This window comes from Loktanella sp. F6476L (assembly GCF_023015725.1).
Lineage (GTDB): Bacteria > Pseudomonadota > Alphaproteobacteria > Rhodobacterales > Rhodobacteraceae > Yoonia.
Window position 1 is genome coordinate 253,809 of sequence record NZ_JALKAR010000003.1, and the last position, 17,038, is coordinate 270,846.

Annotated in this window: 13 protein-coding genes; 7 read left to right on the forward strand and 6 right to left on the reverse strand. The window is 54.0% G+C overall.

Annotated elements, in window-relative coordinates:
* Positions 1–21 precede the first annotated feature (21 nt).
* On the forward strand, positions 22–972 hold the full coding sequence (locus MWU61_RS09050) for a type IV pili methyl-accepting chemotaxis transducer N-terminal domain-containing protein (protein ID WP_247127996.1): 951 nt from the start codon (positions 22–24) through the stop codon (positions 970–972).
* Between the two features lie 61 nt (positions 973–1,033).
* Here MWU61_RS09050 and MWU61_RS09055 read toward each other — a convergent pair whose 3' ends face one another.
* Entirely contained in the window at positions 1,034–1,927 is an 894-nt protein-coding gene (locus MWU61_RS09055) for an SMP-30/gluconolactonase/LRE family protein (protein ID WP_247127997.1), read from the reverse strand.
* 287 nt (positions 1,928–2,214) lie between these two features.
* Here MWU61_RS09055 and MWU61_RS09060 point away from each other — a divergent pair, with 287 nt between their 5' ends.
* Positions 2,215–2,706, forward strand: coding sequence for a cold shock domain-containing protein (locus MWU61_RS09060; RefSeq protein ID WP_247127999.1), 492 nt, complete (start codon positions 2,215–2,217; stop codon positions 2,704–2,706).
* Here the strand turns inward: MWU61_RS09060 and MWU61_RS09065 are convergent.
* The 3 genes from MWU61_RS09065 to katG all read right to left on the reverse strand — a co-directional run bounded on the left by MWU61_RS09065 (position 2,703) and on the right by katG (position 6,786).
* Complete coding sequence (locus MWU61_RS09065; RefSeq protein ID WP_247128001.1) at positions 2,703–3,443, reverse strand: sulfite exporter TauE/SafE family protein; 741 nt, start codon at positions 3,441–3,443, stop codon at positions 2,703–2,705. The genes MWU61_RS09060 and MWU61_RS09065 overlap by 4 nt on opposite strands.
* An 11-nt stretch (positions 3,444–3,454) precedes the next feature.
* On the reverse strand, positions 3,455–4,498 hold the full coding sequence (locus tag MWU61_RS09070) for a Gfo/Idh/MocA family oxidoreductase (protein ID WP_247128002.1): 1,044 nt from the start codon (positions 4,496–4,498) through the stop codon (positions 3,455–3,457).
* A 116-nt stretch (positions 4,499–4,614) separates the two neighbouring features.
* Positions 4,615–6,786 (reverse strand): catalase/peroxidase HPI, encoded by a 2,172-nt coding sequence (gene katG / locus MWU61_RS09075; RefSeq protein ID WP_247128003.1) that lies wholly within the window; start codon positions 6,784–6,786, stop codon positions 4,615–4,617.
* Positions 6,787–6,885: 99 nt separating this feature from the next.
* Here katG and MWU61_RS09080 point away from each other — a divergent pair, with 99 nt between their 5' ends.
* Together MWU61_RS09080 and MWU61_RS09085 are read left to right on the forward strand one after the other, a co-directional pair.
* Positions 6,886–7,785 carry a hydrogen peroxide-inducible genes activator gene (locus tag MWU61_RS09080; RefSeq protein WP_247128004.1) on the forward strand — a complete coding sequence of 300 codons (900 nt, stop codon included), beginning with the start codon at positions 6,886–6,888 and terminating at the stop codon, positions 7,783–7,785.
* 70 nt (positions 7,786–7,855) lie between these two features.
* Positions 7,856–10,120, forward strand: coding sequence for a methyl-accepting chemotaxis protein (locus MWU61_RS09085; RefSeq protein WP_247128005.1), 2,265 nt, complete (start codon positions 7,856–7,858; stop codon positions 10,118–10,120).
* Positions 10,121–10,143: 23 nt separating this feature from the next.
* Here the strand turns inward: MWU61_RS09085 and MWU61_RS09090 are convergent, their stop codons facing one another.
* A complete protein-coding gene (locus MWU61_RS09090; RefSeq protein ID WP_247128006.1) occupies positions 10,144–11,103 on the reverse strand; it encodes a LysR substrate-binding domain-containing protein in 960 nt (319 codons plus the stop codon).
* 79 nt (positions 11,104–11,182) lie between these two features.
* Here MWU61_RS09090 and MWU61_RS09095 point away from each other — a divergent pair, with 79 nt between their 5' ends.
* From MWU61_RS09095 to MWU61_RS09105, 3 genes are read left to right on the forward strand one after another with little or no spacing between them, the layout of a single operon-like run.
* Positions 11,183–12,457, forward strand: coding sequence for an aromatic ring-hydroxylating dioxygenase subunit alpha (locus MWU61_RS09095; RefSeq protein WP_247128007.1), 1,275 nt, complete (start codon positions 11,183–11,185; stop codon positions 12,455–12,457).
* Positions 12,454–13,503, forward strand: coding sequence for an iron-sulfur cluster-binding domain-containing protein (locus MWU61_RS09100; RefSeq protein WP_247128009.1), 1,050 nt, complete (start codon positions 12,454–12,456; stop codon positions 13,501–13,503). The genes MWU61_RS09095 and MWU61_RS09100 overlap by 4 nt, the downstream gene beginning before the upstream one ends.
* A gap of 12 nt (positions 13,504–13,515) precedes the next feature.
* Positions 13,516–15,561 (forward strand): NADH:flavin oxidoreductase, encoded by a 2,046-nt coding sequence (locus tag MWU61_RS09105; RefSeq protein WP_247128010.1) that lies wholly within the window; start codon positions 13,516–13,518, stop codon positions 15,559–15,561.
* Here MWU61_RS09105 and MWU61_RS09110 read toward each other — a convergent pair.
* Positions 15,558–16,934 carry an aspartate aminotransferase family protein gene (locus tag MWU61_RS09110; RefSeq protein ID WP_247128011.1) on the reverse strand — a complete coding sequence of 459 codons (1,377 nt, stop codon included), beginning with the start codon at positions 16,932–16,934 and terminating at the stop codon, positions 15,558–15,560. The genes MWU61_RS09105 and MWU61_RS09110 overlap by 4 nt on opposite strands.
* Between the last annotated feature and the right edge of the window lie 104 nt (positions 16,935–17,038).

Sequence of the window (17,038 nt, forward strand, 5' to 3'; positions counted from 1 at the left end):
GTGTGGAAAAAGGAGATCAAGATGAAACGCACTTCAAGTATTACACAAATAACGCTCGGTGCCGTTGCTGCATTGACGCTTTCGACCGCAACCCAAGGCGTTGCGCAATCCGGTGCTATTTCAATTCCACCCGAAGATCCGATCCTGCTGACCCAGTTTCTGGAAGATATTGGCGCAAGCGAGCGGATCAACCTATCGGGCAAACTACGAATGTTAAGCCAGCGCATTCCTGCTGCGGCCTGTACTTATCACGCTGGTATCGCACCGGAGCAAAGCAACGCCGTTTTGCACGCTGCAAAAGTAGAGTTCGACACGATTATCGCTGCCCTTGAATTTGGTGATGAGACGTTGAACATCATCGGTGAAGAACAGCGTCGCAAGACACTGGCCGCGATCGCAAACCTTCATGCAAAATACGATCCGCTCCATGCCGCATTTGACGACATCGAAGCTACCGGCGGCACCGACGAAGAAGTCCTGGAACTAGCCGAACACAACATGGAAGTTCTGGACGCAGCAAAACTGCTCGTCAGTGAAATTTCAGGCCAATATGCCGATCCAACCGCTTTGTTGCAGTCTGACGCGTTGACCATCGATATTGCTGGCCGTCAGCGCATGCTGTCACAGAAAATCTCGAAAGAGGTCTGCTTGATCACGTCAGGCATCTACGCGGATGCGTCGCTTGAAACGCTCGGCGGAACTGTCAGCATGTTCGAAACTTCGTTGAACGCGCTTATCTTCGGAATGGATGGCGCCGGCATTTCGCCCGCACCGACTGAAGAAATTCTGACAGGTCTGGAAATCGTGCGAGCGGATTGGGCAGAGATCAGCGATCACGTGGCAACCGTATCGGCTGGCGGATCCGTTGATGAAGCAACCCGCGCGATGATCTTCACAGGTTTGAACAAGACGATGGCCGATATGAACGCCGTTGTTGGTATGTACACAGAGAATTCTAAGTTGGGCCTATAACAACCCTTTAGAAACCAATCCAATGCCCTGTCGTTTCGCGGAAACGGCAGGGCATTTTCGTTCAAAACATTGCCAGTCCAGTCATGCGCGTTTCGATCCGGTAGACTGACGCAGATGCCGTGATGAACAACGACGTCATATCGGCACCGCCAAAGCAAAAATTCGTGGATTTTTGCGGCATCAGGATGACGCCAAGGCACTGTGCATCAGCTGTAAAGACGTGCACCCCGCTAGGGCCATTGCAAAGAATATGGTCCTGCGTCGTCGTCTTCATGCCATCCGGCACCCATGGTCCATCGCCCACGACATTCGCCCAGATTTCACCACCCGACAGCGCCCCGTCAGCTGCGACATCAAACACACGAATATGGCCGCGCGGACTATCGTTAATGAACAGTCTGGTTTCGTCTTGCGACAGACATAGACCATTCGGTTGGTCAAAATCGCGCGCGACAAGGTGAAGGGACCCGTCAGGATCAAGCCGGTAAACCCCCTGAAACGCCAGTTCCTGATCGCGAATGATGCCCAAATCGGCCCGCGTCCGTCCGTACGCCGGATCAGTGAACCAAATCCGCCCCAAGCTGTCGCAAATGACATCGTTAGGGCTGTTTAATGCGCGTCCTTCATAGTGGGTCGCGATTGGCCTGACCCGCTTCCCACTGTGGTCGTGGATCGTCACCTGTGATGCCGCGTGTTCACACGTCAGAACCTGCCCGTCGCGATCAAAGAAGTTACCATTCGCCTGATTGCTGGGTTGGCGAAAAATACTGTGACCCGCCCCTTCGCGCCAAATGTATTGTTTGCTTTCTTGGATATCCGAAAACATGAGCCACTTGTCGTGGGGGTGCCAAATCGGGCCTTCCGTGAAACCGAAACCTGTCGCGATTTCTTGCAGCCCAGCGCCATCCGGAAACAAATCAGAGAAAGCCGGATCACGGATGTCAAACTGGGTCATACGTTCACCTGCATCATTAAATTTCGCCTTAAAGTCATCATGATCGTATAAAGTGGTCAAGTTCGTTGATTCTTAGTTAACGCCTTCGTCACCTACAGCGTCGAAATTTTGTTTATTTTTCATGCTTTTCGACACTTCATTGACAATATGTTGACCCGTTCAGCGCACAATCACGAATTGAACCTGACCTTTAGGTCAGGTCGCACGTTACGACGATTGATTGCACAGCAGTCCAAGCTTACCCCAAAGAAGATGCCAATCTTCTGATCATGTTTCGCGGTCACATTATGTATTCTGACGACAAAAGTTACTCTGGTTCTGTCAAATGGTTCGATCCCGCAAAAGGCTTCGGTTTCGTCGTCGACGCCGAGTCAGGGAATGAGGTGCTGTTGCACGTCAACACGTTGCGCGAGTTTGGCATCAACACAATAGCCAAGGAAGTCGTTGTCGACTTCCTTATCGAAGGCACGGACCGTGGTGTCCGCGTCGCGCGGGTTCTTGAGATCCGCCAGCCCAACGATGTCGTGACCTACGATGACCTGACGGCCGAGGAAAAAGAGACGCTTGAACCAGGATGCGTGAAATGGTTCGACTCGGTCAAAGGTTACGGTTTCGTCATGCTGTTCCGCACGAACGAAGAAATCTTCGTCCATGCCGATATCTTGCGCAAATTCGGCATGGGTGAATTGTTTCCAGGCCTCGCTGTTGCGGTGGTTGTGGAACGTGGTGAAGCACAGAAACAGGTTGCTGTTATCCAACCTTGGAAATTCACCAGCTAAAGGCCCGCAATCCCTTGCCAGATCAGGCGTGCGGCCAATAGCATCAAGATAACATTCAAGACTTTGCCAAAGACTGCATCGTTCATGCGGCGTAAAACATGTCTGCCAGCCAATGTTCCGACAAATCCTGATGTAATCATGGCCCCCATGAAACCCAGCCAAGGCCCGAATGCAAAACCGAGCATTCCGAAGACGATGATCTTCAACAGATGCTGCAACGTCATCATCACCGCATGGGTCGCGACATGGGCTTCACGGCCCAATTGATGGGATTTTACGATGCCCGCAACGAATACACCCGTTGCGCCAAAGAACATCGTTAGGAAGCTCGACAAAAGCCCCGTCAGAAACGGCCAATGCGTCAGCCACTTTGGCGGCTTACGCAGGACAGACCAGACCACGAATAGGCCAACGCCGATTTGAACAGCACTCGGCGGTAGATCAACAACGATTAAACCGCCAACACTGACACCAATCAGGCTGCCAATTGCAAATGCCGCGATGGGCGGCCAAAACGTATGCTCTTTCAATACAAAAGCGCGGTAGGCGTTCGATCCGAATTGGATGACCCCGTGCACCGGTATCAACGCGGCGGGTGGCAACAAGGTCGCCATCACCGCCAGCATCATTGCCCCGCCACCAATCCCCATTGCGACAGTAATGAATGACCCGAAGAAGCTGATCACAAACAGGAAAACCGCCGTCGCTGGATCAAGGCCCGCGTAAAGAAAGGACATGTCCAACGCGGTCACGCCCCCATGTCTACACGCTGCCCCAAACGCGAGGAGGTTTCGATTGCAGTGATTAATGCATGGGATTCGAGCGCCTGTCGTCCTGTTACAAGCGGCGCACTGCCCGTTCGTATCGCGGTGGCAAAATCGGCGATAACGTCTTGGTGCCAAGCCACCTGACCACCCGAAAGTGGAACCACCACACCGTCGCTGTTATCTTTGAAAGGCGTCTCCACGCGCCCGTCATGCCAACTGACAGTCAATGTGTCTTTGGTCATCCGCAATGACGCCTGACTAAAGTGAAGCATGATCGTTTCGGTCCCATGCGGGAACGTGGCCGTACTGGCCAGCAGTGACCCAACAGCACCCGATGCAAATTGCAGTCCAACAACGGCTACGTCTTCCGCTTCCATACGGTGCAGCGGCGATGTCGCCGTCATCGCCTGCACGCTTTTCACAGGGCCCGTCAAAGACAGCGCAAGGTCAATCGAATGGATCGCATTGGTCAGCAATACCCCGCCCCCGTCACGTGCGTAGGTCCCGCGCCCTAGTTCATCGTAGTAGCTTTGCGCACGCCAGATCGGGACGGCAATTTCGACATGACCCAATCGGCCAAGCGTTCCGTCTGCCACGTATTTGGCAGCAGCACGGGCGGTGTCGCGAACACGATGCTGGAACAGAACGCCAAGCGTTACACCAGCTTCTTCGCATATCTCGACGACCTCGGTTGCTTCTGCGGTCGTTCGCCCGACCGGTTTTTCGAGCAGGATATGTTTGCCGGCATTTGCCAATGGCGCGATTACGTCGGCACGTACACTCGGCGGAGTCGCAACAATGGCCATGTGAATATCTGGGTCTCGTGCGATTTCAGAAAGGTCGGATGTAAAGATGGGCGCGGGTCCATCATAAGCCTCGGCAAGCCCCCGCGCGCGGTCAGGATTACGGGACACAACAGCTCGCAGATGCATGTCGTCCTGCGCTGCGGAAATGGCTTTGACATGGCGCTCGGCGATCATGCCCGCACCAATCAATGCGATGCCTATCGGCTGGTGTTGGGACATGCTGCTACCTGTAGTTGTTTGTTACGTCCCCAGTATCAAGTCGCTACGGCAGACCCAAACAAAAACGGCGCCCCAACCAAGCAGGGCGCCGTTCAAATTTTGAACCATCGGATGGTTTAGACGATGTCAGCCGTCATGACCTTCGTCCAAGCTGCGATAAAGTCGGACTTGAATTTATCCGCCGCATCAGCTGACGCGTACACTTCGGCCACCGCACGCATCACGGAATTGGACCCCATCAGGATATCCACAGATTTGCCTGTCCACTTCACGTCGCCAGAAGCGCGATCGATGCCTTCATAGCTGTCCTTGGACGTTGCTTTCCATTCGGTCGCCATGTCGAGCAGGTTCACAAAGTACGCATTGTTCAGCGTGCCAGGTGTGTCGGTGAACACGCCATCCGCTGACCCGTCGTAGTTCGCGCCAAGCGCGCGCATACCACCCAACAGCACAACCATTTCCGGCGCAGTAAGCGTCAGCAGTTGTGCCTTATCGATCAACATTTCTGCAGGTGTGCGCAGGTTGGCGTCCTTGTTGTAGTAGTTACGGAAACCGTCTGCCTTTGGTTCCAGCCATGCGTATGATTCAACATCGGTCATGTCCTGCGTCGCGTCAGTCCGGCCCGGCGCAAACGGCACGTCCATTCCGCTAGCTTTTTCCAGCGCAGCAACACCGCCCAGAACGATCAGATCAGCAAGCGATACAGGCTTGGCAAAGTCAGATTTCACACCGCGCAGCACGTCCAGCACTTTGGCGAGTTGCGCAGGGTTGTTGGCTTCCCAATCCTTGGCAGGGGCCAGTGCAATCCGTGCACCGTTGGCACCACCACGACGGTCAGAGCCGCGGTATGTGGATGCGGATGCCCAAGCGGTGGAGATCAGTTCAGCCGTTGTCAGGTCCGTCGCAAGGATTTTCGCTTTCAGGTCAGCGATGTCCGTGTCGTTGATCAATTCGTGATCAACTGCAGGCACCGGATCTTGCCACAGCTGTGGCTCTGCAGGTTTGTGATCACCCAAGCCACGCTCGTATGAACCCATGTCGCGGTGCGTCAGCTTGTACCACGCCTTCGCAAACGCTTCTTGGAACGCTGCCGGGTCTTTGTAGAACCGTTCGGAAATCTCGCGGTAGGCGGGATCTTCTTTCAGTGCGATGTCGGATGTGAACATCGTTGGCAGGTGCTTTTTGCCATCAACATGGGCGTCCGGCACATCGGCTTCACCGTTTTTCGGATACCACTGATGGCCACCACCGGCACCTTTGCCGAGCTCCCATTCATGTTCGAACAAGTTCGAGAAATAACCGTTGTCCCATGCGATCGGGTTGCTTGTCCAAGCGCCTTCCAGACCGGACGAAATGGTGTGTTCGCCCTTGCCGGACCCGTATGTAGAATGCCAGCCAAGACCTTGCGCTTCCAGCGCCGCGCCTTCTGGTTCAACGCCAACGTGTTCATTTGGGTCAGCGGCACCGTGGCCCTTACCAAAGGTGTGACCACCAGCAACCAACGCCACAGTTTCTTCGTCGTTCATCGCCATACGGGCAAAGGTGTCGCGAATGTCGCGTGCAGACAGCAACGGATCAGGATTGCCGTTTGGACCTTCCGGGTTCACGTAGATCAGACCCATCTGAACCGCACCCAGTTCGCCGATCATGTCGTGGGCGTCTGTGTAGCGTTTATCGTCCAGCCATTCAGTTTCTGGACCCCAGTAGATGTCTTCTTCTGGTTCCCAGATATCTTCACGACCGCCTGCAAAACCGAATGTCTCGAAACCCATCGTTTCAAGCGCGACGTTGCCGGTCAGAACCATCAAGTCAGCCCAAGAAATCTTGCGACCATACTTGGCTTTGATCGGCCAGATCAGGCGGCGCGCTTTATCAAGGCTGACGTTATCAGGCCATGAATTCAGCGGTGCAAAACGCTGGCTACCGGAACATGCGCCACCACGGCCATCACCCACACGGTACGTACCCGCAGAATGCCACGCCATCCGAATCATGAACGGACCATAGTGGCCATAGTCGGCAGGCCACCAATCTTGGCTGTCCGTCATTAACGCTTTCAGGTCTTCTTTGACAGCGTCGATATCCAGCGATTTGAACTCTTCCGCATAGTCAAAATCGTCGCCCATCGGGTTTCCTTGGGGCGTGTTCTGATGCAGCATCCGCAGGTTTAGCTGTTCTGGCCACCAGTGCTGGTTCGCAGTGGTGCCTTTTGCACCGTGGCGATGTGCGCCACCAAGAACCGGACACTTTGCCGAGCTGTCGTTTGTGTCAAAGGCGTTGCCGTCCATGGGAATACTCCGTTGTTGATGTGCCGTTTGCGCGAGTCGTAGCAAGAATTTAGAATTAGTTTAAGTTGAATATCCTGATTGATGCGATAAGTTCACCTTATGATAAACGTCACCCTCAAACAGTTCCGCTATTTCGAAGCGCTCGCACGACACGGCCACTTTGGGAGGGCCGCGGATACCTGTGCCATCTCTCAGCCCGCTTTGTCGATGCAGATCAAAGAGTTGGAAGAAACGCTTGGCGCGCCGCTATTCGAACGTAGTGCGCGACAGGTTCGTTTGACGGGATTCGGCGAAGACTTTGCTTTGCGTGTGCGGGACATCCTGCGTGGTGTTGAAGAACTGGAAGATTTGGTACGCATGCCTGGCCGTCAAATGGCTGGCCGCCTTCGGATTGGCGTCATTCCCACCATCGCCCCCTATCTGCTGCCAAATATTCTTGGTCGGCTCACAAAAACGCACCCCGAACTCGATATCCACGTGCGCGAAACAACCACCCCGCGCTTGGTACAAGAATTGCTGGATGGCCAGATCGATACGGCAATCGTGGCACTTCCTATCGCTGAACCGTCCTTTACGGTTGCACCGCTGTTCACCGAAGACTTCGTTTTGGTCCGACCCGCTAAAGACGCTAGCGAACCGATCCCACATATTGATGACCTACAAACCATGCGGCTTTTGCTGCTAGAGGAAGGCCATTGCATGCGCGATCAGGCTCTATCGTACTGCAACATGCAAACAGCGCGAGCACGCGAAGGTCTGGACGGCAGTTCACTGTCCACACTAGTGCAACTTGTCGGCGCAGGGATCGGCGTGACACTGATTCCTGAAATGGCGCTAAGCGTCGAAACCCGATCCGCACCTGTTTGCGTCAACCGGTTCGGCGACACGCAACCATCGCGAACCATTGGCATGATATGGCGTAAGACCAATCCGCTTGCCCAGCAACTGGAACAAATCGCCGAAGAGGTCAAAGCAGCAGCACCAACAAATACAATCTGAGTTTATCGCTTCCTTAAGAATGTGTCCTGTATTGACGGCGGACCTTTCAGCTTGAGTTGGAGAAGCCGCGATGAACATCAACGACATCCGAATGACCGCGAAACTGCCAGTGGCATTTGTTTTGCTGTCATTGAGCGTGGCGTTGTCATTGAGCTGGCTAAACTACAAAGATTTCAAAAGCAGCCTGTTGCAACAAACGCAGGCAAAGCTTGAAATTCTAACGGTTGAACGTTCGCTTGCGATGGAAAACTGGTTCGAATCCCTTGATTCAAAAGTAGCAAGCTATGCGTCCGACCCCACAGTCATCCAAGCGATACAAGGGTTCAATTCAACGTTTGGGCTGCTCATGGATGATCCAGTCGCTGACTTGCACAAGGCTTACATCGACGAAAATCCGAACCCGGTCGGTGAAAAAGACCTTTTCGACCGCGCGCCTGCATCAATCCCCTACAATTTTCAGCACGAAAACTTCCATCCGTTCTTTCGGGACATAAAAAACCGGCTTAGCCTCTATGACGTTTTTCTTTTCGATACAGACGGCAACCTGCTGTACTCCGTTTATAAAGAAACCGATTTTGCGACTAATTTCCTGACCGGGCCATACGCAAATTCTGGCCTTGCTGCCGCGTTTGAAACGGCCCTCACGATTCCTGTCGGCAAAACGGTTTTCAATGACATTAAACCATACGAACCAAGCTACGGCGCGCCCGCGGGTTTTATCGCGACACCAGTGGAAAACGCGCAAGGGACCATAATTGGTGTCTTTGCAGTGCAGTTGGCTTTGGGTGCAGTTAGCGACGTCATCGCGCGCGCGGATGGGCTTGGTAAAACCGGAGAATTGACAATGCTAGCACCCGACATGCTGGCGCGGTCCGAATCCCGTTTTGACAGTCGCCATTCAACGCTTGACTCATTGACCCCCAATCAGTCAGTGATCGACGCCTTTGAAACCGGGGCGAGCACTTATGCAAACGACGTAAACTTAAATGGCGCGCTGTCCATTGGCGTCGCACGTGTCATCGACATCCTTGGTAAAGACTGGGTTCTGGTCGGGGAATTTGAACTTTCAGAAGTGTACGCGATTGCGAAACAGGAGCGAAACAAGGTTTTCGTTTTGACGTTAGCGGCCATGTTGCTTGTCGCACTGGTAGGTTCGTTCATATCCAAAACCTTCACAGATCCTCTGACTTCGATTGTGCAAGCAATGCAAAAGATCGGCGACCGCGATTATAGTTTCACCATTCCAGACACGCGCCGCAAAGATGAAATTGGCGATCTCTCCCGTACCTTGGAACTTATGGCGGATCGCTTGCGGGCCTTTGACCAAAAACTGATCGAAGAAAACGAAAAAGCCGACGCGCAACGATACGCCGTTGACGAATTGGGAAGCGGATTAAGGCGGCTTGCTGCCGGAGATTTTACAAAGCCGTTGGAACAGACTTTCGCCGCCGAATATGACGCGCTCCGCGCTGATTATAACAATAGCGTCCAAAGCGTTGGATCGACGATCCAGAATTTGAAGCAGTTTTCCACAATGATCGGCAATCAAACCGAAAAAATGGGCGAAGAGGCGCAAGAACTATCGCGCCGCACCGAAAATCAGGCGGCAACGCTCGAAGAAACTGCCGCTGCCATTGATCAAATCACCAGCAAGATCGCGGAAAGTACGCAAGAGCTGAAATCAGCCGAAAAGCTGATCTATGAAGTTGATGAAGATGCTAAAAAGGGGCGATCAGTCGTCGAAAATACGACAAGTGCGATGGGCGAAATCGAAAAGTCATCCAAGGAAATCGGGTCTATCATTCGGGTTGTGGACGATATCGCGTTTCAAACCAACCTTCTCGCCTTAAATGCGGGTGTCGAGGCGGCCCGCGCCGGTGATGCCGGCCGAGGTTTTGCGGTGGTTGCAGCCGAAGTCAGGCAACTGGCCATGCGTTCGACAGAGGCCGTCAGTCAGATCAAAGAACTCATCACAACCAGCGCAACAAATGTCGAAACAGGCGTGGCGCTGGTCCGCGATACGGAAGGTATGCTTTTGGAAATTGTGAAACGCATCGAAACGATTTCGACGCTGATTGCTTCGGTTTCTGCAGGGGCAACCGATCAAGCCGGCAGCATTAAAGAGATTAATGTCGGCGTGACAAACCTAGATCGCGTAACCCAGCAAAATGCGATAATGGTCGACAATTCAACGAACAACGTTCGCGCGCTCCAATCAGAAGCGGCAAACCTGCTGGAATTGTTGAAATTGTTTACCGTTGCCGAATACGACGACACCGTAGTTTCGTTTTCATCACGCAACAGATCAACCACGCCAGCGGTCACGGGAGCGTAAACCATTCTAACCTATTGAATGCCTTAACGACTTCTAGACTGTACTAGCGCTTGCGTGAACCATTCGGCAAATGCCTCGACGGACTTCTTTGGACTGCGCCCCTGCTTAACAAGTAGATGATGCTGCCCTGGCGGGGTAAAACGGGTAGTTCCGAGCGCAATAAGTCGCCCGTCAGATATTGGTCGCTGCAAAAGACTTCCCCAACCGACAGCGACGCCATCACCGTTCATCGCCGCATATGCGGCGTCCGAATAATTGCTGAACTGAAGCCGTGGACTGATGGATGTTGTCGGCATGCCAATCCAACGAAACCATTGTCCCCATGACAAAAACCGACCCGATCGTTGCTCCCCTTCGATCAATGGGAGCTCCGCGAGCGTAGCGCCCGTTATCTCTTGCGAGGGATCAATGCCGTGATGCGCGGCGAAATCGGGCGAGCATACTGGGAATACGACTTCCGGAAGTGATGCGATGATAGTTTGGCCGTCAAACTGACCGGTCCCATAGCGCAATTCCAAATCCAATGATTGATCTGGTGAATGCGTCCAAACGTCTTCGGAAATAACCCTTACTCGAATGTCTGGGTAAAGCGTGTGAAACGCCGTTAACGCAGGTATCAACCGAAAATGCGCGAACGCGAGTGATACGCCGATTGTCACGCTATCCACAGCGGCCGCTGATCGGATGTTGTCGATAGCGACCGCAATTTTATCGAACGATTCATTCACAGCTTCAAACAATTCCAATCCGGCACCGTTCGCCTGTACGCGCCGGTTTGCACGAACGAAAAGCTGTGTTTCTAATGCAATCTCCAGCTCTTTAATGCGTCGGCTGACGGCGGCTTGGGTCACACCCAGCTCTGCGGCAGCAGCCGTAAAACTTTGCAATCGTGCCGCCGCTTCAAACGCATTTAGCGCACCGAGCGATGGAATGGATCGTCGTAATCGGCGCAAGGCTGCCTCCAATACATAATCAGTAGTCATGCATTGGTAGCAAATTACTGCAGTTGTCGCACGTCGAAATCTGCAGATAGTCTTACGTATCATTACCGTGAGATTGCCCATGTTAGATGAGAAAAATCTGCACGCAGGCGATGCGTCAATCGGATCGTTACTGCGCCAAAGGCAGGTCGGTCATACGTTACCTGCGCAAATATATATTAGCCATGCGGCATACCTGGCCGATTGCGATGCCATCTTTGCCAAGCATTGGATCGCTGTTGGCGTGGACTGCGACGTCGAAGAACCGGGTGATGTGATCGCAATCGAGATTGGGACATCATCAATCGTTATCGTCCGTGACGACGACATGAACATACGCGCCTTCCATAATGTCTGCTCACATAGAGGATCGCGCTTGGTTCCGCCGGGCCGTTCGGTCGTTGGAAAACTCGTGTGTCCGTATCATCAATGGACCTACGATTTGGACGGCGCATTGGCGCTGGCCCCGCAGATGGGCGTCGACTTTGATCGCAGTTTGCATCATCTCAAGCCGGTCGCGCTTAGATCCATTGGCGGCATTTTATATGCTTGCCTATCAGACGAACCGCCCGACGATATCACACATCTGATCAACAAAGTGGGACCGCGCCTTGCACCCTATGATCTGACCAATGCCAAAGTCGCATACGAAACCGAGATCATCGAAGACGGCAATTGGAAACTAACGATGGAAAACAATCGCGAATGTTATCATTGCGCGTCAAACCATCCAGAACTCAGCCTATCGTTCCATTCAGCCGATTTCGGTTTTGATCCAGAAGGCCTGACGCCCACCGAAAAAGACGAGGCCGATGCGCTTGCCAAAGCCTACGAAGAGCAGGGCAAGATATGGGAAACGCAGGGGTTAGACCCATCCGCGATTGAACACACCGTTGGGTATCCCACGAATTTTCGCATGCAGCGCTTGATCATCGCAGGTCTTGGTGAATCGCAAACCATGGACACCCGTGCTGCCAGCGCAATCCCGTTGGGGAATATGACGATGTCGGGCAGCGGCGACCTGCACCTGTGGGGGATCAATTCGTGGAACCATATCATGGCGGATCATGCCGTGATCTTTACCGCGTTTCCCATCGGTCCTGACAAGACGCTCGTTCGTACAAAATGGCTTGTGAACAAGGACGCCGTTGAAGGCGAAGATTACGATCTTGATCACCTGACCGCCGTTTGGAAAGCCACGAATGCGGAAGATGCTAATCTGGTGGCGCTGGCACATCAGGGCGTGTCTTCAGCAGGGTATCGCCCCGGCCCATATTCGCCATTCACCGAACGCGCATTGGATGAATTTGCGACCTGGTACGTTGAACGCATGACTGCCCACGGACACGCGACATGATCATGGAAAACGTCTGGGAAGCACGACGCAAACGGGCTTGGCCATCAGACCGGTGGGGCATGCTGACTTGTCGCGCAGCTTGGGACGATGCACCCGGTGTGCGTACTTTCTTGCTGACCCCAACCGAAGGATCACGCATCGCCCATAATCCCGGCCAATACATGACGTTTCGCATCGAAACGGCAGGCGGAACCACCGAACGTTGCTACACGATCGCATCATCTGCGGCGCGCAATGGCGGCATCGAAATCACAGTGAAACACCAACCCGACGGGGCCGCATCTGGCGCATTGCATGAGACCCTGAAGGTAGGCGCAGTGATCGAAGCCTTCGGGCCTTCTGGACAATTCACGCCAATCCCGTTTGAGGGCAAGAAAATCGCCTTGATCGCAGCGGGAAGCGGGGTGACACCGATGCTGTCAATTCTACGCACAGCCGCTGATCGTGGCATCGCATTGGACTGCGTCTTCGTTCACGTGACCCGCGACGCGACAACCGCAATCGCTGCAGACGAGATTCCCGTCTTACATCGCAAACTGCCCCTGTTAGTGTCTCACATTTTGCCATCCCAAGGCGCACATGCTACCCGACTTGATCCCGAAGTGCTATCACTGTTGATCCCGGATCTGGCTGATCGCAACATCATGTGCTGCGGTCCAGATGCCTTTATGGCGATGGTGTATGACGCCGCGATGGACGCAGGTGTGCCACCTGCGAACTACCTTCAGGAAAGCTTTACCTTCGCGGACGTTGCGGACGTCGAAGATGCTGCAACAGACGCCCCGCTCCGGCGCATAACCTTCGCCAAGACAGGCGTCACCTTTGATTGCCCCGAAGGGACGAACATCCTGCGGGCCGCGAAAGACGCTGGTGTGCCAATGCCGTCGTCTTGTTTAAAAGGTGAATGTGGGACTTGCAAAACGTTCAAGCATTCGGGTGAAGTGAACATGACAAACGCGGGCGGTATCCGGCAGCGCGAAATGGATCGCGGTTTCATTCTGCCCTGCACCAGCCGTCCGTTGACCGACATTATTCTTGACCGCTAAAGGATTGCATTCATGTCCACCGACCCCCTATTGCAGCCTTATCAGCTCAAGCATCTCACCCTGAAAAACAGGGTCATGACGACAAGCCATGAACCCGCCTACCCCGAAGACGGGATGCCAAAGGGGCGCTATCGGGCTTATCATGCGGAACGTGCCAAAGGCGGTGTTGCTCTCACCATGACCGCCGGTTCAGCCGCAATTGCCCGCGATAGCCCGCCCGTGTTCAACAACATTCTGGCTTATAAGGACGAAGTCGTGCCTTGGGTGCGTGAACTGACCGATGCGGTGCACGAACATGGGGCCGCTTGCATGATCCAGCTGACGCATCTGGGGCGACGCACGAATTGGAACAAAGGTGATTGGCTGCCGTCGGTGGCACCCAGCCATGACCGCGAACCTGCGCACCGTGCTTTTCCGAAAAAGATGGAAGACTGGGACATCGCCCGCATTATCGAAGATTATGCTGCTGCCGCAGAACGGATGCAGGCGGGCGGCATGGACGGGATCGAACTGTATGCAGGTGGTCATTTGCTTGATCAATTCTGGTCGCCGCTGTCGAATACACTGCAGGGACCTTACGGCGCCGACACGCTTGAAAACCGCGTACGGATGACGCTGGATGTGCTGACAGCCATTCGCAAACGGGTCGGGTCTGATTTCATCGTTGGGGTGCGGGGCACTGTCGATGAAATGCAAAAGGGCGGGATCACAACAGAGGAAGGCGTGCAAATTGCCACGATGCTGCGCGACAGCGGCATGATCGATTTCTTCAACGTGAACCGTGGTCGCATCCATACCGATCCTGCGATGACTGACATGATCCCCGTCGCTGGGATGCGCAGCGCGCCGCACCTTGATTTCGCATCCGAAATTCGCAAAGCGACAAATTTGCCAACCTTCCACGCATCCCGCATCCAAGACGTCTCAACGGCCCGTCATGCGATTTCGGAAGGTCATCTCGACATGGTCGGAATGACCCGTGCCCATATGGCTGATCCGCATGTCGTGCAAAAAATCATGGCCGGTCGCGAAGCAGAAATTAGACCCTGCACCGGGGCAAATTACTGTCTCGACCGGATCTATCAGGGTGGTATGGCGCTTTGCATCCACAACCCGTCGACGGGTCGCGAACAGGAGATGCCGCACAGGATTACGAAGGCCGAGACCAAGAAAAAGGTCGTGGTCATCGGAGCAGGTCCCGCCGGATTGGAAGCCGCGCGTGTCGCAGCCGAACGCGGCCACGCAGCTATTGTGTTCGAAGCCGCAGATCAGGCGGGCGGTCAAATCCGGTTAACCGCACAGACACCACGGCGTGCCGAGATGATGCAGATTATCGATTGGCGGATCGCAGAATGCGAACGACTTGGTGTGACGATCCGCTACAACACCTTCGCGGACGTTGCTGACATCACCGCAGAAAACCCTGACATCGTGATCATCGCAACAGGCGGGATGGCGAACATTGCGCTTTATGAAACGGGCCAAGACGCGGAACACGTTGTGTCGTCATGGGACATTATTTCTGGCGACGCGACACCAGCGCAATCAATTCTGGTCTATGATGAAGCGGGTGATCATGCAGGTCTGCAAGCGGCCGAGATTGCGATGAAAACCGGCTCTAACGTCGAGATTATGACGCCAGACCGCACCTTCGCACCAGAAGTCATGGCGATGAACCTGACCCCCTACATGCGCGCGTTGCAAGCGGACAACGTGACGTTCACGGTCACGCAGCGCCTGAAAGCCGTGGCAAAAGATGGCAATCGATTGGCTGCTACCATCGGCACCGATTATTCGGATCGCACCACGGTGCAACACTACGACCAAGTGGTCGTAAATTATGGGACGTTGCCACTGGATGATTTGTATTTTGACCTGAAGGACATGTCGTCAAATCGTGGCGAACTGGATCACGACGCTTTCATCGACCGTAAACCCCAGAGAATCACTACCAATCCAGATGGCGCTTTTCAGCTGTTCCGGATTGGTGATGCCGTGTCTGCCCGCAATACGCATGCCGCGATTTACGACGCCCTGCGATTGATGTGCTGCGCCTAAAGAACCGCGTCGACGGCAGCTTTGGTGACCGCCACCACTTCGTCTGCTTGATCGCGCGTTAGGCAGAAGGGCGGCGCAAAACCAATGATATCGCCTTGCGGCATCGCACGGGCAATTACGCCACGCTCCAACATTGCGGCCACTATGCGTGGTGCTGTTTTGTCTGCTGCGTCCAGAAACACACGGTCGTCGCGATCTTTGACCAATTCGACGGCACACAGCATTCCTTCACCGCGAATTTCGCCGACATTCGGATGATCACCCAGCGCTTCAGTCATCGCTTTGTTCAAATATGCGCCGACTTCGCCTGCGTTAGACACCAATTGCTGGTCATCCAGTAGTTTCAGGTTCGCAACACCCGCCGCCGCGCAGATCGGATGTGCCGAGTAGGTCCAACCGTGACCTATGGGGCCAAATTCGTCGGTGCCACGTTCTAACACCTCCCACATTTTGTCGGACACGATAGACCCTGACAAAGGCGCATAAGCAGATGTCAGGCCCTTAGCGATCGTGATCAGATCAGGTTTCAAACCATAGTGATCGGACCCCATCATTGTGCCAAGTCGCCCGAAACCAGTCACGACTTCGTCCGCAATCAACAGAATGTCGTACTTTTTCAGAACCGCCTGAATCGCCTCCCAATACCCCGCAGGTGGCGGCACGATGCCCCCTGTTCCCAAAACGGGTTCGCCGATGAATGCGGCGATGGTGTCCGGGCCTTCGGCCTTGATCAGCGCCTCTAGTTTCGCGGCACAATCAGCGGAAAAAGCGGCTTCATCCATGTCGCGATCAGCGCGGCGATAATAGTAGGGCGCCTCTGTGTGGATGACTTGGCTTAAAGGCAGATCGAATTTCTTGTGAAACAGTTCCAACCCCGTCAGCGACCCTGTCACAAGACCAGACCCGTGGTACCCCCGCCATCGCGAGATAATCTTTTTCTTCTGCGGGCGTCCGAGGATGTTGTTGTAATACCAAACGAGTTTGATGTTCGTCTCATTCGCATCAGACCCTGACATCCCATAGTAGACATGGTTTAGTCCGTCGGGCGCACGGTCCGCGATCATCTTGGACAACGTAATCGACGCTTCAGTCCCATGCCCGACATAGGAATGATAATAAGCCAGATCTTGGGCTTGCGCGGCAATCGCATCCGCAATTTCGGTCCGGCCATATCCGACATTCACACAATAAAGACCCGCAAAGGCATCCAATGATGACCGCCCTTCGCGGTCAGTGATGTGCACACCTTTCGCCCCTTGAATGATCCGGTTGCCCATCTCGCGCCGCGCAAATTGCGCAAGATGCGTGGAGGGATGGAAAAAATGATCATGGTCCCATTGGGTCAATTGATCGTTTGTGAGGGTGTTGGTCATCGATTGCTCCGCCGTGGTTCATCGCGACGCTAGGACATCCGTTTCAGCACAACTACCCCCAATCACGACAAACTAGCCATGCAAATGGTCGGTAGCAGACTTGT

Coding starts and splice junctions, on each gene's coding strand:
- MWU61_RS09050 (WP_247127996.1), top strand. CDS start 22: ATGAAACGCACTTCAAGTATTACACAAATAACGCTCGGTGCCGTTGCT.
- MWU61_RS09055 (WP_247127997.1), bottom strand. CDS start 1,927: ATGACCCAGTTTGACATCCGTGATCCGGCTTTCTCTGATTTGTTTCCG.
- MWU61_RS09060 (WP_247127999.1), top strand. CDS start 2,215: ATGTATTCTGACGACAAAAGTTACTCTGGTTCTGTCAAATGGTTCGAT.
- MWU61_RS09065 (WP_247128001.1), bottom strand. CDS start 3,443: ATGTCCTTTCTTTACGCGGGCCTTGATCCAGCGACGGCGGTTTTCCTG.
- MWU61_RS09070 (WP_247128002.1), bottom strand. CDS start 4,498: ATGTCCCAACACCAGCCGATAGGCATCGCATTGATTGGTGCGGGCATG.
- katG (WP_247128003.1), bottom strand. CDS start 6,786: ATGGACGGCAACGCCTTTGACACAAACGACAGCTCGGCAAAGTGTCCG.
- MWU61_RS09080 (WP_247128004.1), top strand. CDS start 6,886: ATGATAAACGTCACCCTCAAACAGTTCCGCTATTTCGAAGCGCTCGCA.
- MWU61_RS09085 (WP_247128005.1), top strand. CDS start 7,856: ATGAACATCAACGACATCCGAATGACCGCGAAACTGCCAGTGGCATTT.
- MWU61_RS09090 (WP_247128006.1), bottom strand. CDS start 11,103: ATGACTACTGATTATGTATTGGAGGCAGCCTTGCGCCGATTACGACGA.
- MWU61_RS09095 (WP_247128007.1), top strand. CDS start 11,183: ATGTTAGATGAGAAAAATCTGCACGCAGGCGATGCGTCAATCGGATCG.
- MWU61_RS09100 (WP_247128009.1), top strand. CDS start 12,454: ATGATCATGGAAAACGTCTGGGAAGCACGACGCAAACGGGCTTGGCCA.
- MWU61_RS09105 (WP_247128010.1), top strand. CDS start 13,516: ATGTCCACCGACCCCCTATTGCAGCCTTATCAGCTCAAGCATCTCACC.
- MWU61_RS09110 (WP_247128011.1), bottom strand. CDS start 16,934: ATGACCAACACCCTCACAAACGATCAATTGACCCAATGGGACCATGAT.